This is a genomic window from Lysinibacillus telephonicus (assembly GCF_003966145.1).
In the GTDB taxonomy this organism is placed as follows: Bacteria; Bacillota; Bacilli; order Bacillales_A; family Planococcaceae; genus Ureibacillus; species Ureibacillus telephonicus.
On record NZ_RXNR01000037.1, the window covers coordinates 20,344 to 38,070 of the forward strand.

A 17,727-nucleotide genomic window follows, 5' to 3' on the forward strand; every position below is an offset into this window, starting at 1 on the left:
TTCCCCTAAGCTTTTATATAATCCCTAGAACATTTAATTAGACAAGTTCATATTTCGGAAACTGGACCGGCAATCCTACATAGTTTTCTGCAAGGCTTTCTGCAGCTGCTCGTGATGAGGTGATATAATCTAAATCTGCAAGCTGAATACTGTACTCAAAAGGACTGTGCTCCTTGTTTCTGTGTAGAAGTTCTGTCATTAATTTTGAGAATCTTTGAGCTTTCCATATTCGCTTTAAACATATTTCAGAATAATCGCCTAAGAGTCTATCACTAGCATTCCTGTAAAATTGTTTTAATCCCTCTGCTAGAACTTGAACATCTCCAATTGCTAAATTTAATCCTTTTGCTCCTGTTGGAGGTACGATGTGTGCAGCATCACCAGCAAGGAATAAACGGCCATATTGCATAGTTTCACAAACAAAACTTCGCATTGAAACGATACTTTTCTGAATGATGGGTCCCTCTTCTAGTTTCCAACCATCGTTTGTTTCGACACGTAATTGAAGCTCCTCCCAGATGCGCTCGTCTGACCAATCTGAGATTGAATCATTTGGATCAACTTGTAAGTAATAGCGTTGAATTTCTGGCGTTCTTGTACTAAGAAGAGCAAAACCTCTTTCATGTGTGGCATAGATTAATTCATTATTTGCTGGAGGAGTTTTTGCCAATATTCCTAACCAACCAAAAGGATATATTTCTTGTTTTTCTTGGCGGATTGTTACTGGTATAGCTTGTCTACTTGGTCCATGAAATCCGTCGCATCCTGCTATAAAATCACAATGTAGTTCTTGTAGTTCTCCTTCATGCATAAATCGAATGACCGGTGAATTCGTTTCAATTTGGTGTAAGCTCACATCTTTAACTTCGAACAAAACTTTACCACCAGCATTCAGTCTGGCTTCAAGTAAATCCTTCACTACTTCATGTTGTGAATAAACCATTATTTCCTTGCCACCAGTAAGTTCTTTGAAATTGAGACGATGTCGTTTACCATTAAACTGTATTACTATGCCTTCATGTACGAAGCCTTCTTTCATCATTCTTTCACCTATGCCTGTAGACTTTAGTAAATCTACAGTACCTTGTTCTAACACACCTGCACGAATCCTACTTTCAACTTGAGCTTGTGATTTTGTTTCTAAGATGATGGATTCAATTCCTTGCAAATGTAGTAAATGTGATAGCATAAGTCCAGCTGGGCCAGCACCAATAATACCTACCTGTGTTTGCATTGTATTTTCTCCTATCATTTAATTAATACTCCTCGTTGATTAACAAACTAAAACACTTTCATTTTACTGATTTATAAAAATCTTACTCTTCTATAACAACGAACTATTATTAGAATATTCTAATTATTATATTCACACTATTTACCAGCATCTTCAACATAGGTGTTGCACTATATGCAACAAGTTAAATTTTTTTATCTAATTCAATCAGAAAAGCGCAAGGCCCCGCTTTGCCCTGAAAAGCTCTAGCCGACATACCGCCACGTCCTGTGGCAATGTCGGCACTTGCACATCCATGTGCGGCGGAACCTCCGACAAGAAGGGGCTTTTTGCCTTAGCAACAGGATGTAAAGCGACTCAAGGGGCTCGATTACTCAAACTTCTTTCTGATAGAAACATAAGTAAATACAGTATTTTTTGTTGCTAACTTATTATTTAACATGCTCACTCGCTTCTACTGCATTTACAGTTACAAGTTCTTTATTGCCAAATGTGATTAATACATTCCAACTACCTGATGATTGGCCATCTGCTAGATACACCGGTTCAAAATCTTTATCGATCATACTGAACAGCATTGCTAAATGACGTCCTCCAGACTCGACTTTAGCAAACCGAGCATATTCTGGAAGCATATTATAAGCAGATTCGTAATCTTTATTCATTACAAACTCTACGAATTGTTTATCCATCGAGTGCTCTGTAACTGTTGGCTTGTTATGTCTACCACGTACTAGATTATGTGACAAAGCACCACTAGAAATAAACACGACTCTTTTATCCGTATTACGTAAAACCTTGGCTATTTGCTGCCCCCACGTATAAGTTTCTTCTAAACTTGCAGCTAATGTAACAGATAGATTGATAACTGGAATATCTTCGTTAGGTACAATGTAGCGCAATGGAACGACACTGCCATAATCCCAAACAAAATACGGATCATTTACTGCTTTTACTTGGAGTCCTAAATCCTCACCAGATTTCACTAATTCCAATGCTAATTCGTTGTCACCTGGATAGCAGTATGGAACGTCTCTAATAAGGTCGGGAGCTTCTGTTGCAATTAATATTCCCTTATGAACTGGCGTAGCATCTACATAGTGAAAGAATGTAGATGGCCAATGACATGAAACTAGTACAATGACATCTGGTTTATTATTTGAAAGCTCTTTTCCTAATTCCTTCATGGCATTTGCCATATCCTTTTGAAATTCTGGAACTTGATCCTCGTAACATAAACTCGGTACATGTGGCAACAACATACACAATTCAATTGTCATAAAAAATCCCCCATCCCTTAGAATTTTTTTATTGTTGAACTTTAGACATAGGTATTCCAGCTCTTCCCCAATGCGTTTTAGGAATCTCAGTTACAATGACACGGATACTCTCCTTTGGGGCATCTAATGTTTCTGAGATTGTATTCGTCACGTTTTCAATCACTTCTGCTATTTTCTCTTCAGATCTTCCTTGTAAAATTTGAAGTTGAACGATTGGCATTCCGATTCCCCCTTATTCGATTACCGTAAATGTAACCTCTCCTAGACCATCAAATTTCCCGCTTACATAATCCCCAACATTAAGCATGACAGCACCAGTAAGGGCTCCCGATAAAATAACATCACCTTTACGTATTTTTTCCCCTTTTTTTGCAAGCATATTTGCTAGCATCGCAATTGCATTTGCTGGATGACCTAAAACTGCTGCCCCAGCACCTAAATCTTTAATCTCTCCGTTAATTGAAAGTGTTGCACCAACTAGATCTAATTCAAATTGTTCTGGTGATTTTAATGTTGTACCAAACACAACCCTGGAAGTGGATGCATTATCAGCTACAACATCAGGTAATGTAAAATTAAAGTTTTCGTATCTACTATCGATAATTTCTAATGCTGGTAGAACTGCTTGAGTTTTCGCAAGTACCTGTGCTCCGGTAATTCCAGGGCCTTCGATATCTTCCCCAATTAAGAATACGATTTCAGCTTCAACTTTAGGGTGAATTAAATCATGAAATGGAACCTTTCCACCATTGTGGATTAACATATAGTCAAATACGTATCCGTAAATTGGTTCTTCCACACCCATTTGTTTCATTTTCGCTTTACTTGTTAATCCCATTTTTGGACCAACGATTCGTCTACCTTCTTCAAGCTTCGTTCTAACAAGTTCTTGTTGAACGAGGTAAGCCTCTTCAACAGTTAGGTCTGGCTTCAATTCAGCTGTAACTTTTAATACTTCACGCTTCTCGACTTCCGCTGCAACTAAGTAGTCAGCTATATTTTTATAGATTTTAGTGCTCATGAACAAGCCCCCTATTTGAAATTTCTGCGGCTACATCCATAATCATATCTTCCTGTCCGCCAACTACTTTTCGATTCCCAAGTTCAAGTAAGATATCCCGAGAATCAATACCAAAACGTTGTGCCGCCTTTTGCGCATGTAGTAAAAAGCTTGAATATACACCTGCGTAGCCTAGAACAAGACTGTCTTTCGTAATCTCTTGTGGTTTTTCTAAAATCGGTGCCACTAATTCTTCCGCAATATCCATCATTTTATAAATATCAATTCCTGTTTTAATTCCTAGTTTATCTAATACTGCAACTAGCACCTCAGTTTGTGTATTTCCAGCACCAGCTCCTAAGCATCGAATGCTTCCATCAATGCGGGTCGCACCTTCTTCGATAGCTACAAGGGTATTTGCCATTGCAAGAGACAGGTTGTTATGCGCATGGAAACCAACATTTATTTTTAAAGAATCTTTTAATGCTCGTATTCTTTCTTTCACTTGGTACGGCAATAAAGCACCGGCAGAATCTACAACATAAACTGTGTCTGCACCGTAACTTTCCATTAATTTCGCTTGTTCTACTAATTTTTCCGTTGGCGCCATATGAGACATCATGAGGAAGCCAACTGTTTCAAGACCAAGATCCTTCGCTAATGCGATGTGCTGTGGTGATACATCTGCTTCTGTTACATGGGTTGCTATTCTAGCCATTTTTGCACCTAACTTAGCTGCCTGTTTTAAATCGGGCATCGTACCAATTCCAGGTAAAAGCAGCACAGCAATTTTCGCTTGCTTAACAACTGAAGCTGCTGCTTCAATTAGTTCCAATTCGTTTGTTAGTGAAAACCCATATTGTAAAGAAGAACCCCCAAGTCCATCACCATGAGAAACTTCGATAAAAGGTACATTTGCTTCATCTAATGCTTTTGCAACGTCAGTAACTTGCTTTACTGTAAATTGATGTCTAATGGCATGGCTTCCATCACGTAATGCCACTTCAGTGATTAACACATCTCTTTCATTTGTCATCTGTATATCTCCTTTCTAATCAAATGCGCCTTGGCGTATTTGCACCCAGATTTTATCGAGCTCGCTCGATAAATTACCTTTAAAAAATATGTGGCATCTGCCAGAGGCTTTAACTTCATTCAGTCGGGGTTTGTACCTCTACTGAATCGATATAACTTTTGCATTCTTCTCACCACTTATAGAAGTGGAGACTTCTGCTCAATGAAGTTAAACAGTAAGTTTAGTGATTCTATTTTTTGCCCATTCTTCTGCGACTTTAACAGAAGCAGCAGTCATAATATCCAAGTTGCCTGAGTATTTAGGTAAATAATCTCCTGCACCTTCTACTTCGATTAAGATTGTAATTTGATTACCATCAAAGATTGGTTCTTGTCTGAGTCGATAACCTGGAACATATGATTTCACTTCTTGTTCCATCTCTTTAATAGAAGCTGTTATTTCTTGTTGATTAATGTAAGCGCCTTCAACCATGGCATGAATTGTGTCTCTCATAATGATTGGAGGTTCAGCAGGGTTTAAAATAATAATTGCCTTCCCTTTTTTCGCTCCACCAATAAGTTCAATCCCACGTGAGGTTGTTTGCGTAAATTCATCAATATTTGCACGTGTACCTGGACCCGCACTCTTACTTGAAATCGTCGCCACTATTTCTGCATACTCAACAGATTGTACTCGATTAATTGCATGAACCATTGGAATCGTTGCTTGACCACCGCACGTTATTAAATTAATATTGTCAGCATCTAAATGTTCATCTAGGTTTACAGTTGGAACTACAAATGGGCCGACAGCTGCAGGTGTTAAATCAAGCACCTGTTTTCCAGCCTCTTTTAGTAATTTTGCGTGTCGAATATGAGCTTTTGCACTTGTTGCGTCAAAAACAATATCAGCAAGTTCTGCCCTCTCCAAAAATCCTTCAATTCCTGTATCGATTGTTACATATCCTAGTTCCTTCGCTCTTTTCAAACCTTCTGAATCTGGGTCAATACCAATTACTGTTGTTAATTCAAGTACCTCAGATCTACCTAATTTATACATTAAATCTGTTCCAATATTTCCTGACCCTAATATAGCAACCTTTACTTTTGCCATCGTGTTCTACTCTCCTTTCCTTAATGTTAAAATTGAACACTTACTTGCCCAAGATGAGCGAATCTTGCAGTAAAGAAGTCACCTTTCTTTGCTTCAATCGCTGCTGAAAGTGCGCCCGATAAAATAACTTCACCCGCTTTTAAAGAAATATCAAAATCGGATAGTCGATTTGCTAGCCAAGCAACACAGCTTGCAGGGTTTCCTAATGCTGCTGCACCGACACCTGTATTTACGACTTCACCATTTTTACTAAACACCATTCCTATTAATTCAAGATCGATATCTTCAATTTTCGTCGGCTTACCACCCAGTACATAAAATCCAGATGATGCATTATCTGCGACTGTATCAGTTAACTTAATCTTCCAATCTGTAATTCTACTATCAACAATTTCTAATGCAGGGACAATATATTCAGTTGCTTGTAAAACATCCAGTGTCGTAACATTTGGCCCTTGAAGGTCTTTTTTCAAGACAAAGGCAATCTCAGCTTCAACTTTCGGCTGAAGAGTCTTTTCTATGGAGACCCTACCGCCATTTTCAACAACCATGCAATCTAACAGATGGCCGTAGTCAGGCTCATTTACTCCAAGTAATGTTTGCATCGCTAAAGAAGTTAAACCAATTTTCTTCCCTACGATTTTATGTCCTTGTTCTAGCTTACGGTGAATGTTTTCGAGTTGAATCGAATAGGCATCATTCACTGTTAGCTTATCATCCATTTCGCTTAATGGAGCAATACCGATTCTTGTTGCTTCTGCCGCAGCAAGCTGATCGGCGTAATCTTTAATTTTAGTAGTCATTTTGTTCCCCCCTTTTATAGCTTGATTGTGATATTAGAAAGTTCTGAATAGAAATCAATGCTATGCATGCCACCTGTACGTCCAATTCCGCTATGCTTCATGCCACCAAATGGAGTACGTAGATCACGCAAGAACCAAGTATTTACCCAAGTAATTCCTGCCTCAATTTGATGAGCAACACGGTGAGCACGTTTTAAATCGTTCGTCCATATCGTTGCACTTAATCCGTAATGAGTGTCATTTGCCTGCATAATCACTTCTTCTTCCATATCAAATGGAGTTATTGTTACGACAGGTCCAAAAATTTCTTCCCTTACACATCTTGAATTGCGATCTAAGCCTGTAAGAATTGTAGGTTCAAGGAAATACCCCTTAGTTAAACCTTCAGGACGTTTTCCACCTGTAACAATTGTCGCTCCATCATTTTTCGCAATGTCGATATAGCTATTCACTCGTTCATAATGTTCTTTAGAAACTAATGCACCAACATCAGTACCTTTTTCAAGTGGATCTCCTACTTTTAATTCTCTTACTCTTTCTGCAAATCTTTGGACAAATTCTTCATAAATTGGTCGTTCTACGTAAATGCGTGAACCGCAGAGACAAACTTCACCTTGGTTAATAAAGCTAGATTTGATTGTTGTATCAATGACATCATCTAAGTCTGAATCAGCAAAAATAATGTTTGGATTTTTCCCACCTAATTCATAGGAAAGTTTCTTCAGAGTGTTCGCGGCAGATTTCATAATCGCCGTTCCTGTGCTCGGTTCACCTATAAATGAAATGGCATCTACATCTGGATGCTCCGAAATTGCAGCCCCGGCAGAATTTGGACCAAAACCATGAACTAAATTGACTACTCCATCTGGAACACCTGCGTCCTTACAAATTTCCATTAATACAGTTGCTGTCATCGGAGTCCATTCTGCTGGTTTAATAACCACAGTATTCCCCATTGCTAAAGCAGGTGCTAATTTCCACGTTAATAAAAGTAATGGTAGATTCCATGGTTTGATAATTCCTACAACACCTACAGGACGACGGTAAGCATAATGAATTGCTTGATCATCCTGCTGATAAGCGTCAGTACCGACAGATATCATATAATCTGCAAAGAAATGGAAGTTGTATGCTGCACGAGGAACATCAATTTTATTAGCTAAAGAAACTGGTTTTCCAGTATCTAATGATTCTAAAAGTGCAAGTGCCTCTTGTCTTTCTAAAATAAGATCGCCAATTCGTCGAAGGATTTTTGAGCGTTCTACAAGCGTCATTTTTTTCCAAGAACCATTTAAAGCCCTCTTTGCAGCAGCCACTGCGTAATCTACTTCTTCCTTGCCACCCTCAGAAACTGTTCCTAATACTTCTTCTGTAGCTGGATTAATATTTTCAAAGGTTTTTTTGTTTTGAGATTCTACAAATTGTCCGTTTATGAAATGTAAACAATCAATTGCTTTTACTTTTGTTTCTAGTTGCATACTACAATTCCTCCCAATTAAAAAATAGTTTAAAATTTTCATAATTTTATGTTAATTGTTGTTAATTGCATCTTCAACGTCCTTGTTGCTCTATTTGCAACAACTACAAATTTTTTGAAACTTTTTGATTTACTTACAAATCAAGTAATAACAAGCAATTCCATTGAATGAGAAAAATGAAAAGTTAGAATTTTATAAAAAGTGACTTTCCAAGAATTTTTTTATTTGCTATATTTTCCTCAATATAACAATTGATTGACTATCAAATGAAGGAGGGAATTTTATGAGCTTTGAGAAGGAAGATTTGAATCAACTATCCACTGTTAAAAATGCTCTTCGAATCTTAAAAAGTTTTACAATGGACGAACCTGAAAAGAAGATAGGAGATCTCGCTGAAGCGCTTGGTTTAAATAAGAGTACAGTAAGTAGAACAATGTCAACTTTAGCAAGCGAAGGTTTTGTCTATAAAGATCCAGAAACAAAAAAATATCGTTTAGGCTACTCCATTCTTTCTCTAAGTGGAATCGTAAATAGCAATATGGACGTTTACCGAGAATCAATGCCCATCATTAATAAATTGGTAGAAACCGCTGGAGAGACTTCTCACATTTCTATCATTGATAATTTAGAAGTGGTATATCTGCAAAAGGTTGAATGCAATCATCCCGTTAGAGTTTTAACCCATGTTGGCAGGCGCAACCCGCTTTACTGCACTAGTTCAGGGAAAGTGTTTCTAGCATTTAGCAAAGATCAAGAGCTTTTAGATAAAGTAATCAAAAAAGGTTTAAAGCAATACACAAAAAAAACGATAACAGATCCTAAAAAATTGATAGAGCATATAAAGGAAATCAGACACAATGGTTTCGCTTATAGCTATGAAGAGTATAACGAAGGGGTACACTCCATTGCAGCTCCCGTTTATGATTATCGCGGAAGAGTTATTGCTGCTCTATCAATGGTTGGCCCGAAACAGCGAATTCAGTATCAGCGATTAAACAACTTGGCTAAAAGAGTGATTCATGCAGCTGATGAAATTTCGAGTCGAATGGGGTATTGGAAATAGAACAAATATAGAAGCTTAAAAAGGGGGAAATCGATTTGTACGATCTTCATACACACTTTATACCTGAAAATGTTCTATCTTGGCTCAAGGATAATAAAGAGGCTGTTCATGCTCAATGGGTTCATAAAGAGGAAAACAAGGATCCCCTCCTAGTAGTCAATGAAAAATGGGGATTTGAATTAAAAAAATCTTTTATCGACAGTAAACTTTACATGGCCCAACAAGCAGAAGCTAATGTCTCACATTCAGTGGTTTCACCGATTCCACAGCTGTTTATGTATGATTTTCCTATAGAAATTACAAGTGAAATTTCAGAGGTTTATAATCAATCACTTGCTGAATGGGCAGCTTCTTCACCTACAACCCTTTCAGCACTCGGAACGGTTCCATTGAATGATCCAGACAAAGCTGCTCAAATGCTGCAACAAGTTATGAATCTTGGTCTGAAAGGCGTCATCATTGGTCCAGGTTTAGCAGATCATATGCTATCAGATGAATTTTTCACACCTTTTTTTGAAGAGGCAAATCGACTGAAGGCAGTCCTTTTTATTCATCCATTACTATGTGAAGATCCAAGATTAAAAAGAAGAATGTTGCCGAACTTAATCGGGGTACCTTGGGAGACGACCATTTGTGCAGCAGATATCCTGTTAAGTGGATTAATCGATAAATATCCAGATGTGAAAATATTATTTGCCCATGGTGGAGGCTTCCTTCCATATCAAATCGGTAGAATAGACAAAGGCTTTGATCAATGGAACCTTGTATCATCCAATTTGAAAGCGCATCCATCTGAATATTTAAAACGTTTCTGGTATGATAATGTTCTTTGGAATGAGGATAGTATTGATTTCCTTATCAAATGTGTTGGAGAAGATCGAGTCGTTCCAGGGTCTGATTTTCCATTTGACTTAAGTGTTTGGCCACCGAAGCTAAGCAGTTATGAAGGTGTGGAGTCTTTGTTGTTTAAGTAAAGCATTATTCAATCTCCGCTACAGACGGACGCTTTCCGCGGGCGTGGCTTGAGCCTCCTCGGGCCAACACGATGTTGGTCACGAAGCCGTTGCCACATGGAAGTGGCGCTCTTAGGCTTTGTTCCTTTAAGGCTCCTGCGGGGTCTCAAGGCACACGCTATTCCCGCAGGAAGTTACTCTGTAGCGAAAGGCAAAGTTACTAAAACATCAACTTCTCCTCTTTGACCACAGTATGAGAATTTTTTGTTAGAAAATACATGATATTCTTGATGCCTCTCAGAAAAAATTCGCACACACTCTTATCCAACTTAAATTGTTTTAGAATCTTCGCTATATCTTTGTTATTCATCTCTAAAATTAACTCCCTGGTTAGTAAGATTCGTGTTTTGGACAAAAAAGAGCATCCAAAGCTACAGTTAGCTTCTGACACTTCTTTATTATAACAATCTTTAAGATGAAGAAGGCCTATCTATTATGGATTGCCTTTGTTCTTCTTGGATCGTTATGTACCTCTACGTGTTTTGTATACTTTAAATTAAATTGCTAATAATATGTATGAATAAGGAATTTTTAAGTACGACTAGAAATGTTTTTTCTCAATAAGAGGGGTGCGATGTACATGTTTTGGAAAAAAAAACAAATTGAAAATAAGCTTGTTGCTCAATCAATAACTGAATCAGAATTATCGGTAGAAGCTCTGAAAAAAAGCCTCGTTCAAATGGATGATGCAGAATTTGTGGAAATTGACATTTCCGATATTCGAAAAATTCATCTTGTTTACATACGAACTCTCATTGACCAAGAAAAATTGAATGAAAGCATTATAAAACCTTTAACTAATTGTTCCAAACCGTCTATTCAAGATTGCATTGTGAATTCCTCAATTATTCCCATTCCTATTTTTATAGAGGCAAAAAAACAGTTGTTTTCAGGGTCCATTTTGTTATTTGATTCTTCGCAAAACCTTTGGTTAGCTGTGCCATTACAAAATCCTATTGGACGTGCCATTGAAACATCTGAAACAGAAACCATAATGTTCGGAGCAAAAGACAGCTTTAGTGAACAAGTAGAACAAAATATTACGCTTATTCGAAGACGACTCCCCATACATGAACTGAAAGCAGAGAAGTTTACTGTCGGTTCTATGAGTGAGACAAGTGTTGTTTTAATGTACATAGAGGGATTGACTAATCCAGATTTTGTTTCAACAGTCAAAGAGAAGATTTCTGAAATTAATTTTGATCTCTTCTTTGACTCCTCTCAAGTTGCGGCATTCATGGAGGAAAATCAAAACAGTATTTTTCCTCAGTTTCAGCAAACTGACCGGCCTGATGTAGTTGCTTATTCTCTGGGATTAGGAAAGATCACCCTTCTGGTAGACAATACACCATTTGCTCTTGTTGCACCCATTACTTTTTTCCATTTGTTCCAATCACCCGAGGACTATATTAATCGATGGGTAGTTGCCAGTTTTTTGCGCATCATCCGATATGTCTGTTTTCTTCTGTCAGTCTCATTGATTCCTATCTATGTGGCATTGACAACTCATCACTATCAAATGATTCCTATGCAAACACTTCTGGTCTTGGTCGAATCAAGGAGCAAGCTTCCTTTTACTCCTTTTTGGGAAGCATTTATCATGTTAATTTTTATTGAAATCATAAAAGAAGCAAGTTTAAGAATGCCTACAAAAACAGGTCAAACACTTGGGGTTATTGGTGGTATTGTGATTGGTCAAGCGGCTGTTGAGGCTGGATTCGCTAGCAAAGTATTAATTGTCATGGTTGGGATCTCGACGATAGCTTCCTTTCTTATTCCCAACTACCTTATGACAAAAGCAAATTCATTAATTCAATTGATGCTTCTAGTTTTTTCTTCTTTACTTGGGATAATTGGGATTGCACTAGGAAGCATTGCTATTTTAGCCCATCTTAATAGCTTGTCTTCAATCAAGCAACCCTATTTTTCACCAGTTTCCCCTTTCTTTAGAAAGGATTGGATAGACTTATTCATTCGAGGGCCATTAACCAAGATGTTGGAGCGTCCAGAGCATCTTAAACCTCTAAAACTGAAGAGATATAAAACTAGGAGATGACTTGATGGGAACTTACCAATTATTTAAAAAGAATGAAACCTATAATGGGCTCTATGCCATGTTGTTGGTAAATCGCCTCCAAATGCTTTACTTTTTTCTGATTATGCCAAATATCTTGATCCATTCATATATGATTTGGGTGCTTATAGCTGTCGGGATATTATCCCAACTAAACCTTCTTCTTTTATCGAAGTGGCTTTTAACCCGTTTATCTAGCAATGGATATAATGGATTTGTCCAAATGTTTGGAAAAAAATTGGTACGATTTCTCTCTTTCATCGGGTTGTTCTTTATTCTGCTTAAACTTTCCGTCATAACCTTAGGATTCAGCCAAATTGTTCAAACATTTATGCTTCCATCAACAGATACAAATTTTCTTGTCTTTTTTATTTTGTTGTTCTGTTTTTATGTCGCAGGTAAGGGCGTTGAACATACCATTCGTTTTGTGTTGATTTCTTTTTTCTGTACATTTTCGATGATCACATTTTTCGTTTTTTTCTTCTTTCCCCCAATAGCTCAACTCAGTGATTTGTATCCGCTTATTCCAATGGAGTGGAAAGTAGAAAATTGGAAAGCCTTTTTTTTAATTTTGTCTTCCTATTCTGGTCCAGAATTTCTGGTATTTTTGGGACCATGGCTTAAAACAAACAATAAAACCTTTCGCTATTTGTCTTACGGCAACGCTCTCACCGTTGTAGAGTATGTATTCCTATTTATAGCATCCCTATTTTTTTTCGGTTCCAATTATTTAAGTAAAACTCAATATCCAATTATTAATATGTCCCGTTATTTTCAAAACCCAGTGTTTGAACGAATTGATATGATCATGCTTTCCTTTGAATTATTTAACCTAGTTTTTGCAGTTTCTCTATTTTTACTATTGTTTTATGGAGCATCTAAAATAGCTTTTGGTAAAATGAGCAAGCCAACCAGTGGAAAAGGTTTATTATCCAATGTTTTCCTTATTTTTATCGGAATGGTTCTTATGAATGAATTATTTTGGAAGTCTGAGGAGAAGCAGAACTTTTTACTTAATCTCCAAATTATAGCTGGAAGCATAAGCTATTTTCTTGTTCCTCTTGTTATTGTTTTAGTAATGAAAAAAGAGGGGGTTAAAAAACATGCGTCTACATAAAAAGATATGTAAAAGATTGATACTCCTTTTTATGACTTTTTGGTTATCTGGCTGTGCCCCTTTTACTGAAAACAACCTTATTGAAGAAATTTCTCCCGTTACCTTTTTGGCAATTAGTAAGGGGGATAAAGGGAAATTAACAGTCAGTACAATTATGCCTCCTCTAAGTAAAGAAAAGAAGTTTGTTATGTCGCAAGAAGTCAGCTTATTAAAGGAGGGAGTACAGAAGTACAATTTAAACTTCTACCAGGAAATTAAATCCGGACAAATGCGGATGCTGGTAATTAGTGATGAACTTGGAAGAGACGGGATTATGTCCATTATAAATGTATTATTGACTGATCCGGATATTTCTCCGAGAATCTATTTAGTAATCGTAAAAGGAAATTTTGATGAATACTTGGAAAGTCAATTGGACAAAGATGAAAACTTTGATTACTCGTTTTACCGTATGCTGAAGCATTATGAGGAAAAAAACCAAGGAGAATTAACTGTCGTTAATCTTCATCAATTTAAAAATTTGCTCTATACTCCTTATTCAGATCCTTTTTTGCCTGTATTCAAACTAGAAGAGGATGGGCTCAACTATGAAGGTACAGCCTTGTTTAAAGATGACAAGCTAGTTGAAACTATTTCATCTTTAGATGATCGTATCTTCCAGCTGATAAACAACGATCACTACTTAGTTGTTTTACCGATTCAAAAATTTGAAATTGTACTGGGTCATGTTAGATCTAAAGTAATAGTAGATATCGATAGCAGTTATTCTACAATGACCTATACCGTGAATATAGACACTAGGATTGAGGAATACCGGGGAGAGAAGCAATTATTTGACCCAAAGCAGTTAGAAAATATGAAAAAAGATATCGAAACCCATCTTGAAAAACAAACACATGAACTAGTTAAAAAGATGCAAGAATTGAAAGTGGATCCATTACAGCTTGGCATACAAACAAAAAGACCATTCTCAAAACCAATGGAAGAAAAAAAATGGATTGAAATGTTTGAGAAGATGAACATTAAAATAAAATACAATATTAATATCGATCCTTTGACGGATGCAAATTCAAAAAGGCCAAACCTTTAATTTTTCCTATCGAATAACCCATAACGTAAACAAATGCCTTAGAATCTATAGCATTGTGTAAATTCTGTCATAATTATACAATAACACAAGCGAGCGTTGTGGTCGAAAACTATGGAAATGACCATGATTTCATCACAAAAGCCTGGCTTTCCTCCAAAAATAAAGTGTACCCTTTGTAAAGGACATTTTAAAAAAAGCTAGGCAACTTGAAGAAGATGATGTCTGTATTGTGCAGGCGTCATCTTTTTTAAGTTCCATTGACCACGATAATGGTTATAGTAGGTCATATAACTCTTTATTTCTAGTTTTACATGTTCTAATGTTTCACACGATTTTAAGTCGGTTTCATCTTTAAAATGCCCAAAAAACGATTCCTGTGGGGCATTATCCCAACAGTTTCCACGCCTTGACATAGACTGACTTAATCCCATTTTCTTCACAAGCTTTTGGAATTGGGGGCTAGTATAATGGACTGCTTGATCTGAATGGATGTATGCACCCTTAGCTAATTTTCTACCATTCCTCTTTAATTTCTTGACCGTATTTAGAGCGATAGCTAATGTTATTTTGTCAGACACTTCATATGCTAGAATTTCATTGGTTTCGGCGTCTTTAATGGTAGATAAATAAGCGTTTCCCTTTTCCATAACTTAAATATGTAATGTCTGTTAATAATACCTTCCCAACAACACCTTGCTTAAATTCACGATTCAATAGGTTCGGTAATGTTCTGTGTTCTTTTGTTGCTTTTGCCATTCTTCGATAAGGATTCGCTTTTCGAATTGGACAAACAATATCAAACTTTTTCATAATACGGCGAATTCGTTTTAGGTTATATGTAATTTGAAACTGATTTTCTAAAGTCATTTTAATTTGACGTGCGCCTTTCTTCCGGCGGCGGAAATGAAATGCCTTTAAAATAACTTCTTTCATCTCTTCATCTTCTTGATGACGTGTTTGTCTTTTTGTCTCTGCTTCTTCTGAAAATAACGATAATATCCTGAACGAGAGACCCCTACTAACTCGCAAAGATAACGTACCATTCGTTTTAATTTATATTTTTTGATGACAGTGTGGATCAGTTGAAATTTCTGTTCTGCCCTTAGTTCTTCTTTTCTTCACCAGCATCCTTTCTGCTAAATCGATCTTTTTTAATAATTCATTTTCTGCACGTAATAATGCATTTTGTGCCTCTAATCTAGCAAACTTTTCTTCAAAACTTAATTCGCGTTCAAGTGGTCGTCCTGAATAGTATTTACGTGCATCCTCAAGTCCAGCCACACCGTTTTCTTTATAAGCTTTGCGCCATCTTTTTAATGACGAGCTCGCACGTTCAATGCCAACAATCTCAATATCAAATCCGGATTCCTCAAATATTTCTCTTGGACTTTTCCCGTTTTCATACTCTTTAATGGCCACTGATTTAAATTCATCAGTATATGTAATTCCTTTTTCACTAACAGTCTTCACATAAGGATTTTTCTTAAGTAATTTTTGTTCATCAATAGTCACTAGTGTCGCATTAAAATAATTAATCGCACCCTTATAAATTGAATTTTCTGTAACTTACCAATTGCATAAAAAAAGCCTTTATAATGGTTTGGTGGTAGTAACCTATCCAAATCCAAAATAAAGGATATAAGCATGGATAAGTTTACACGAAAAACATCATTTGAACAATGGTTTTCACCTATTTCTACTGACTTATTTGAAGAACTAGTGAAAACTTCCATTTATACAAAAGGGTGATAATTGAAATTAAACCAAAAAATTACACTACAAAATGAATAAACAATGTAAGCCCCCATTCAAACAACGCATATAAACACGCAGCACCTCCTGGTACGATACATGTATCAATCAAAGGAGGTGTTCGTATGCAACATAAAAAGTATTCACTGTATAAAAATGGAGTATACTTACATGATTTTGATACTATGACTAAATGCTCCAAATGGTTAGAGAATATTATAGGAGGCTCTTTGTATCAGGGCTTGAGCAGGATTAGAGATGGAAAATGGATACCTGATGAAAGGTCACAGCTATTTGGATATGAGGTTAAAACTAATGACACTGAGGAGAGCTAATTAGGCTCTCCTTTTTCTGTAATAGGATGCTTTTCTAAAACTGACTCAGCTTATCCCTTAAATGAATAATTACATAGTAAAATGTAAAAGATATATTTGTTAAAAATAACTAAGGAGATGATACAAATGGCATTAATACCTTATGATCCATTTAGACAATTAACTAACATTAGGAGAGATTTTGACAGATTATTCAATGATTTCCCTTTTCATTTAGACAATGAAATGAATCAATTGGGGAATATAAGAGTGGATGTTCATGAAACAGATAAAGAGGTAGTTGCAACTTGTGACATTCCAGGCTTACAGAGTAAAGAAGATGTAAACATTGATATTGAAAATAATGTATTGAGAATTAGTGGCTCAATTAACAGAACTAATGAGATTAAAGAAGAGAATATGCATAGGAGAGAAAGATACACAGGTAGCTTTCAAAGAGCTATTACACTACCAACTCCTGTTTCTGAGGAAGGTATAAAGGCTTCTTATAAGAATGGTGTACTAGAAGTTATCATGCCTAAACAAACTCAAACAAATAAAAAGAGAATTGATGTGGATTTCCATTAAAAATGAGCAGTTTGCTACCTGTTATGAAAGAGTTTGGCAGGGATTACTTGCAGGAAATTGCTGAGGAACAACCTGACCTAGTTGATTTGCTAATTTTAAGCTGCCATTTACCTCAGGGAAAGAAAAAAATTATTTTAAATGAGCTGACTAATAATATTAAAAATTCCTACCAGAGGCTGGGACATAACTAGCTTCGAATAGTAAGAAGGTGAATTTGAGCATGCTCAAATTCACCTTTCTCTCTTTTCGCCTGTGAAAATCTTCTATTACCTTAGTTGTTGGTCGTGAATTTTCTTAAATTCACGGCCATTAACGCGAGGCCCATTTCGTTTTCTACCTTCGGTTTTCCCCGTACAGAAAATCGAGTGAAACGCAAATTAGCCTTCAAGGATTCAAAAACTGGTTCCACATCGGTTTTACGTTTTCGATAGATGGCACTCGTTTTCTCTTCTGAAAGCTTCGCTGTTACATATTCTTTTTGCTGTTCCCATTTTTCATTCACCATTAGTTTCCGATTGTTGCCTTCCTTTGCTTTTGTACATGATGAACGGAATGGGCAACCCGAACAGTCTTCGCACTCGTAGATTTTGAATTTCCGTTGGAAGCCTGTTTGGTCATTACGAACAGAATGATAACGAAATTCAAGACGTTTCTGATTAGGGCATGTATATGTTGTATTTTGCAAGATAAAAATGCAGAGAATTGCAATGAAAAATACAGAGTGTTGCCACCCAATATTTTTACTGTTTTCTCGACAACGCATTGGCTAAACGGAAGCTCTGTCCCGTATAAG

16 protein-coding genes and 2 pseudogenes are annotated in these 17,727 nt (G+C 36.6%); 8 read left to right on the top strand and 10 right to left on the bottom strand.

What is annotated here, in order from left to right:
• Nucleotides 1–37: 37 nt before the first annotated feature.
• The 8 genes from pobA to EKG35_RS13050 all read right to left on the bottom strand — a co-directional run bounded on the left by pobA (nt 38) and on the right by EKG35_RS13050 (nt 7,923).
• Nucleotides 38–1,234 (bottom strand): 4-hydroxybenzoate 3-monooxygenase, encoded by a 1,197-nt coding sequence (gene pobA, locus EKG35_RS13015; RefSeq protein ID WP_126294924.1) that lies wholly within the window; start codon nt 1,232–1,234, stop codon nt 38–40.
• Nucleotides 1,235–1,665: 431 nt separating this feature from the next.
• Entirely contained in the window at nt 1,666–2,514 is an 849-nt protein-coding gene (locus EKG35_RS13020; protein ID WP_126294903.1) for a DODA-type extradiol aromatic ring-opening family dioxygenase, read from the bottom strand.
• 28 nt (nt 2,515–2,542) lie between these two features.
• Nucleotides 2,543–2,734 carry a 4-oxalocrotonate tautomerase gene (locus tag EKG35_RS13025; protein WP_126294905.1) on the bottom strand — a complete coding sequence of 64 codons (192 nt, stop codon included), beginning with the start codon at nt 2,732–2,734 and terminating at the stop codon, nt 2,543–2,545.
• A gap of 12 nt (nt 2,735–2,746) precedes the next feature.
• Nucleotides 2,747–3,535 (bottom strand): 2-keto-4-pentenoate hydratase, encoded by a 789-nt coding sequence (locus EKG35_RS13030; RefSeq protein ID WP_126294907.1) that lies wholly within the window; start codon nt 3,533–3,535, stop codon nt 2,747–2,749.
• Nucleotides 3,525–4,550: a 4-hydroxy-2-oxovalerate aldolase gene (gene dmpG, locus EKG35_RS13035; RefSeq protein ID WP_126294908.1), complete on the bottom strand. Its 1,026-nt coding sequence runs from the start codon at nt 4,548–4,550 to the stop codon at nt 3,525–3,527. The genes EKG35_RS13030 and dmpG overlap by 11 nt, the downstream gene beginning before the upstream one ends.
• 207 nt (nt 4,551–4,757) lie before the next feature.
• On the bottom strand, nt 4,758–5,642 hold the full coding sequence (locus EKG35_RS13040) for an acetaldehyde dehydrogenase (acetylating) (protein WP_126294909.1): 885 nt from the start codon (nt 5,640–5,642) through the stop codon (nt 4,758–4,760).
• Nucleotides 5,643–5,668: 26 nt separating this feature from the next.
• Nucleotides 5,669–6,445 carry a 2-keto-4-pentenoate hydratase gene (locus tag EKG35_RS13045; protein WP_126294910.1) on the bottom strand — a complete coding sequence of 259 codons (777 nt, stop codon included), beginning with the start codon at nt 6,443–6,445 and terminating at the stop codon, nt 5,669–5,671.
• A 14-nt stretch (nt 6,446–6,459) separates the two neighbouring features.
• Nucleotides 6,460–7,923, bottom strand: a complete 1,464-nt coding sequence (locus EKG35_RS13050) for an aldehyde dehydrogenase (protein ID WP_126294912.1) — start codon at nt 7,921–7,923, stop codon at nt 6,460–6,462.
• Between the two features lie 283 nt (nt 7,924–8,206).
• Here EKG35_RS13050 and EKG35_RS13055 point away from each other — a divergent pair, with 283 nt between their 5' ends.
• The 5 genes from EKG35_RS13055 to EKG35_RS13075 all read left to right on the top strand — a co-directional run bounded on the left by EKG35_RS13055 (nt 8,207) and on the right by EKG35_RS13075 (nt 14,280).
• Nucleotides 8,207–8,986: an IclR family transcriptional regulator gene (locus tag EKG35_RS13055; RefSeq protein ID WP_126294913.1), complete on the top strand. Its 780-nt coding sequence runs from the start codon at nt 8,207–8,209 to the stop codon at nt 8,984–8,986.
• Between the two features lie 35 nt (nt 8,987–9,021).
• Nucleotides 9,022–9,960 carry an amidohydrolase family protein gene (locus EKG35_RS13060; RefSeq protein ID WP_126294915.1) on the top strand — a complete coding sequence of 313 codons (939 nt, stop codon included), beginning with the start codon at nt 9,022–9,024 and terminating at the stop codon, nt 9,958–9,960.
• A 619-nt stretch (nt 9,961–10,579) separates the two neighbouring features.
• Complete coding sequence (locus tag EKG35_RS13065; RefSeq protein WP_126294916.1) at nt 10,580–12,055, top strand: spore germination protein; 1,476 nt, start codon at nt 10,580–10,582, stop codon at nt 12,053–12,055.
• A 4-nt stretch (nt 12,056–12,059) separates the two neighbouring features.
• Entirely contained in the window at nt 12,060–13,190 is a 1,131-nt protein-coding gene (locus EKG35_RS13070; protein WP_246020362.1) for a GerAB/ArcD/ProY family transporter, read from the top strand.
• Nucleotides 13,177–14,280: a Ger(x)C family spore germination protein gene (locus tag EKG35_RS13075; RefSeq protein ID WP_126294918.1), complete on the top strand. Its 1,104-nt coding sequence runs from the start codon at nt 13,177–13,179 to the stop codon at nt 14,278–14,280. The genes EKG35_RS13070 and EKG35_RS13075 overlap by 14 nt, the downstream gene beginning before the upstream one ends.
• A gap of 197 nt (nt 14,281–14,477) precedes the next feature.
• Here the strand turns inward: EKG35_RS13075 and EKG35_RS13080 are convergent.
• Nucleotides 14,478–15,816, bottom strand: a pseudogene (locus EKG35_RS13080) (IS3 family transposase).
• 341 nt (nt 15,817–16,157) lie between these two features.
• Here EKG35_RS13080 and EKG35_RS13085 point away from each other — a divergent pair.
• The 3 genes from EKG35_RS13085 (at nt 16,158) to EKG35_RS13095 (ending at nt 17,125) form a co-directional block, all read left to right on the top strand.
• On the top strand, nt 16,158–16,367 hold the full coding sequence (locus EKG35_RS13085; protein ID WP_126294920.1) for a hypothetical protein: 210 nt from the start codon (nt 16,158–16,160) through the stop codon (nt 16,365–16,367).
• Nucleotides 16,368–16,493: 126 nt separating this feature from the next.
• Nucleotides 16,494–16,934 carry an Hsp20/alpha crystallin family protein gene (locus EKG35_RS13090; RefSeq protein ID WP_126294921.1) on the top strand — a complete coding sequence of 147 codons (441 nt, stop codon included), beginning with the start codon at nt 16,494–16,496 and terminating at the stop codon, nt 16,932–16,934.
• 2 nt (nt 16,935–16,936) lie between these two features.
• Entirely contained in the window at nt 16,937–17,125 is a 189-nt protein-coding gene (locus tag EKG35_RS13095) for a hypothetical protein (protein WP_126294922.1), read from the top strand.
• An 80-nt stretch (nt 17,126–17,205) separates the two neighbouring features.
• Here EKG35_RS13095 and EKG35_RS13100 read toward each other — a convergent pair.
• A pseudogene (locus EKG35_RS13100) lies at nt 17,206–17,616 on the bottom strand (transposase); the annotation flags it as partial.
• Nucleotides 17,617–17,727: the final 111 nt, after the last annotated feature.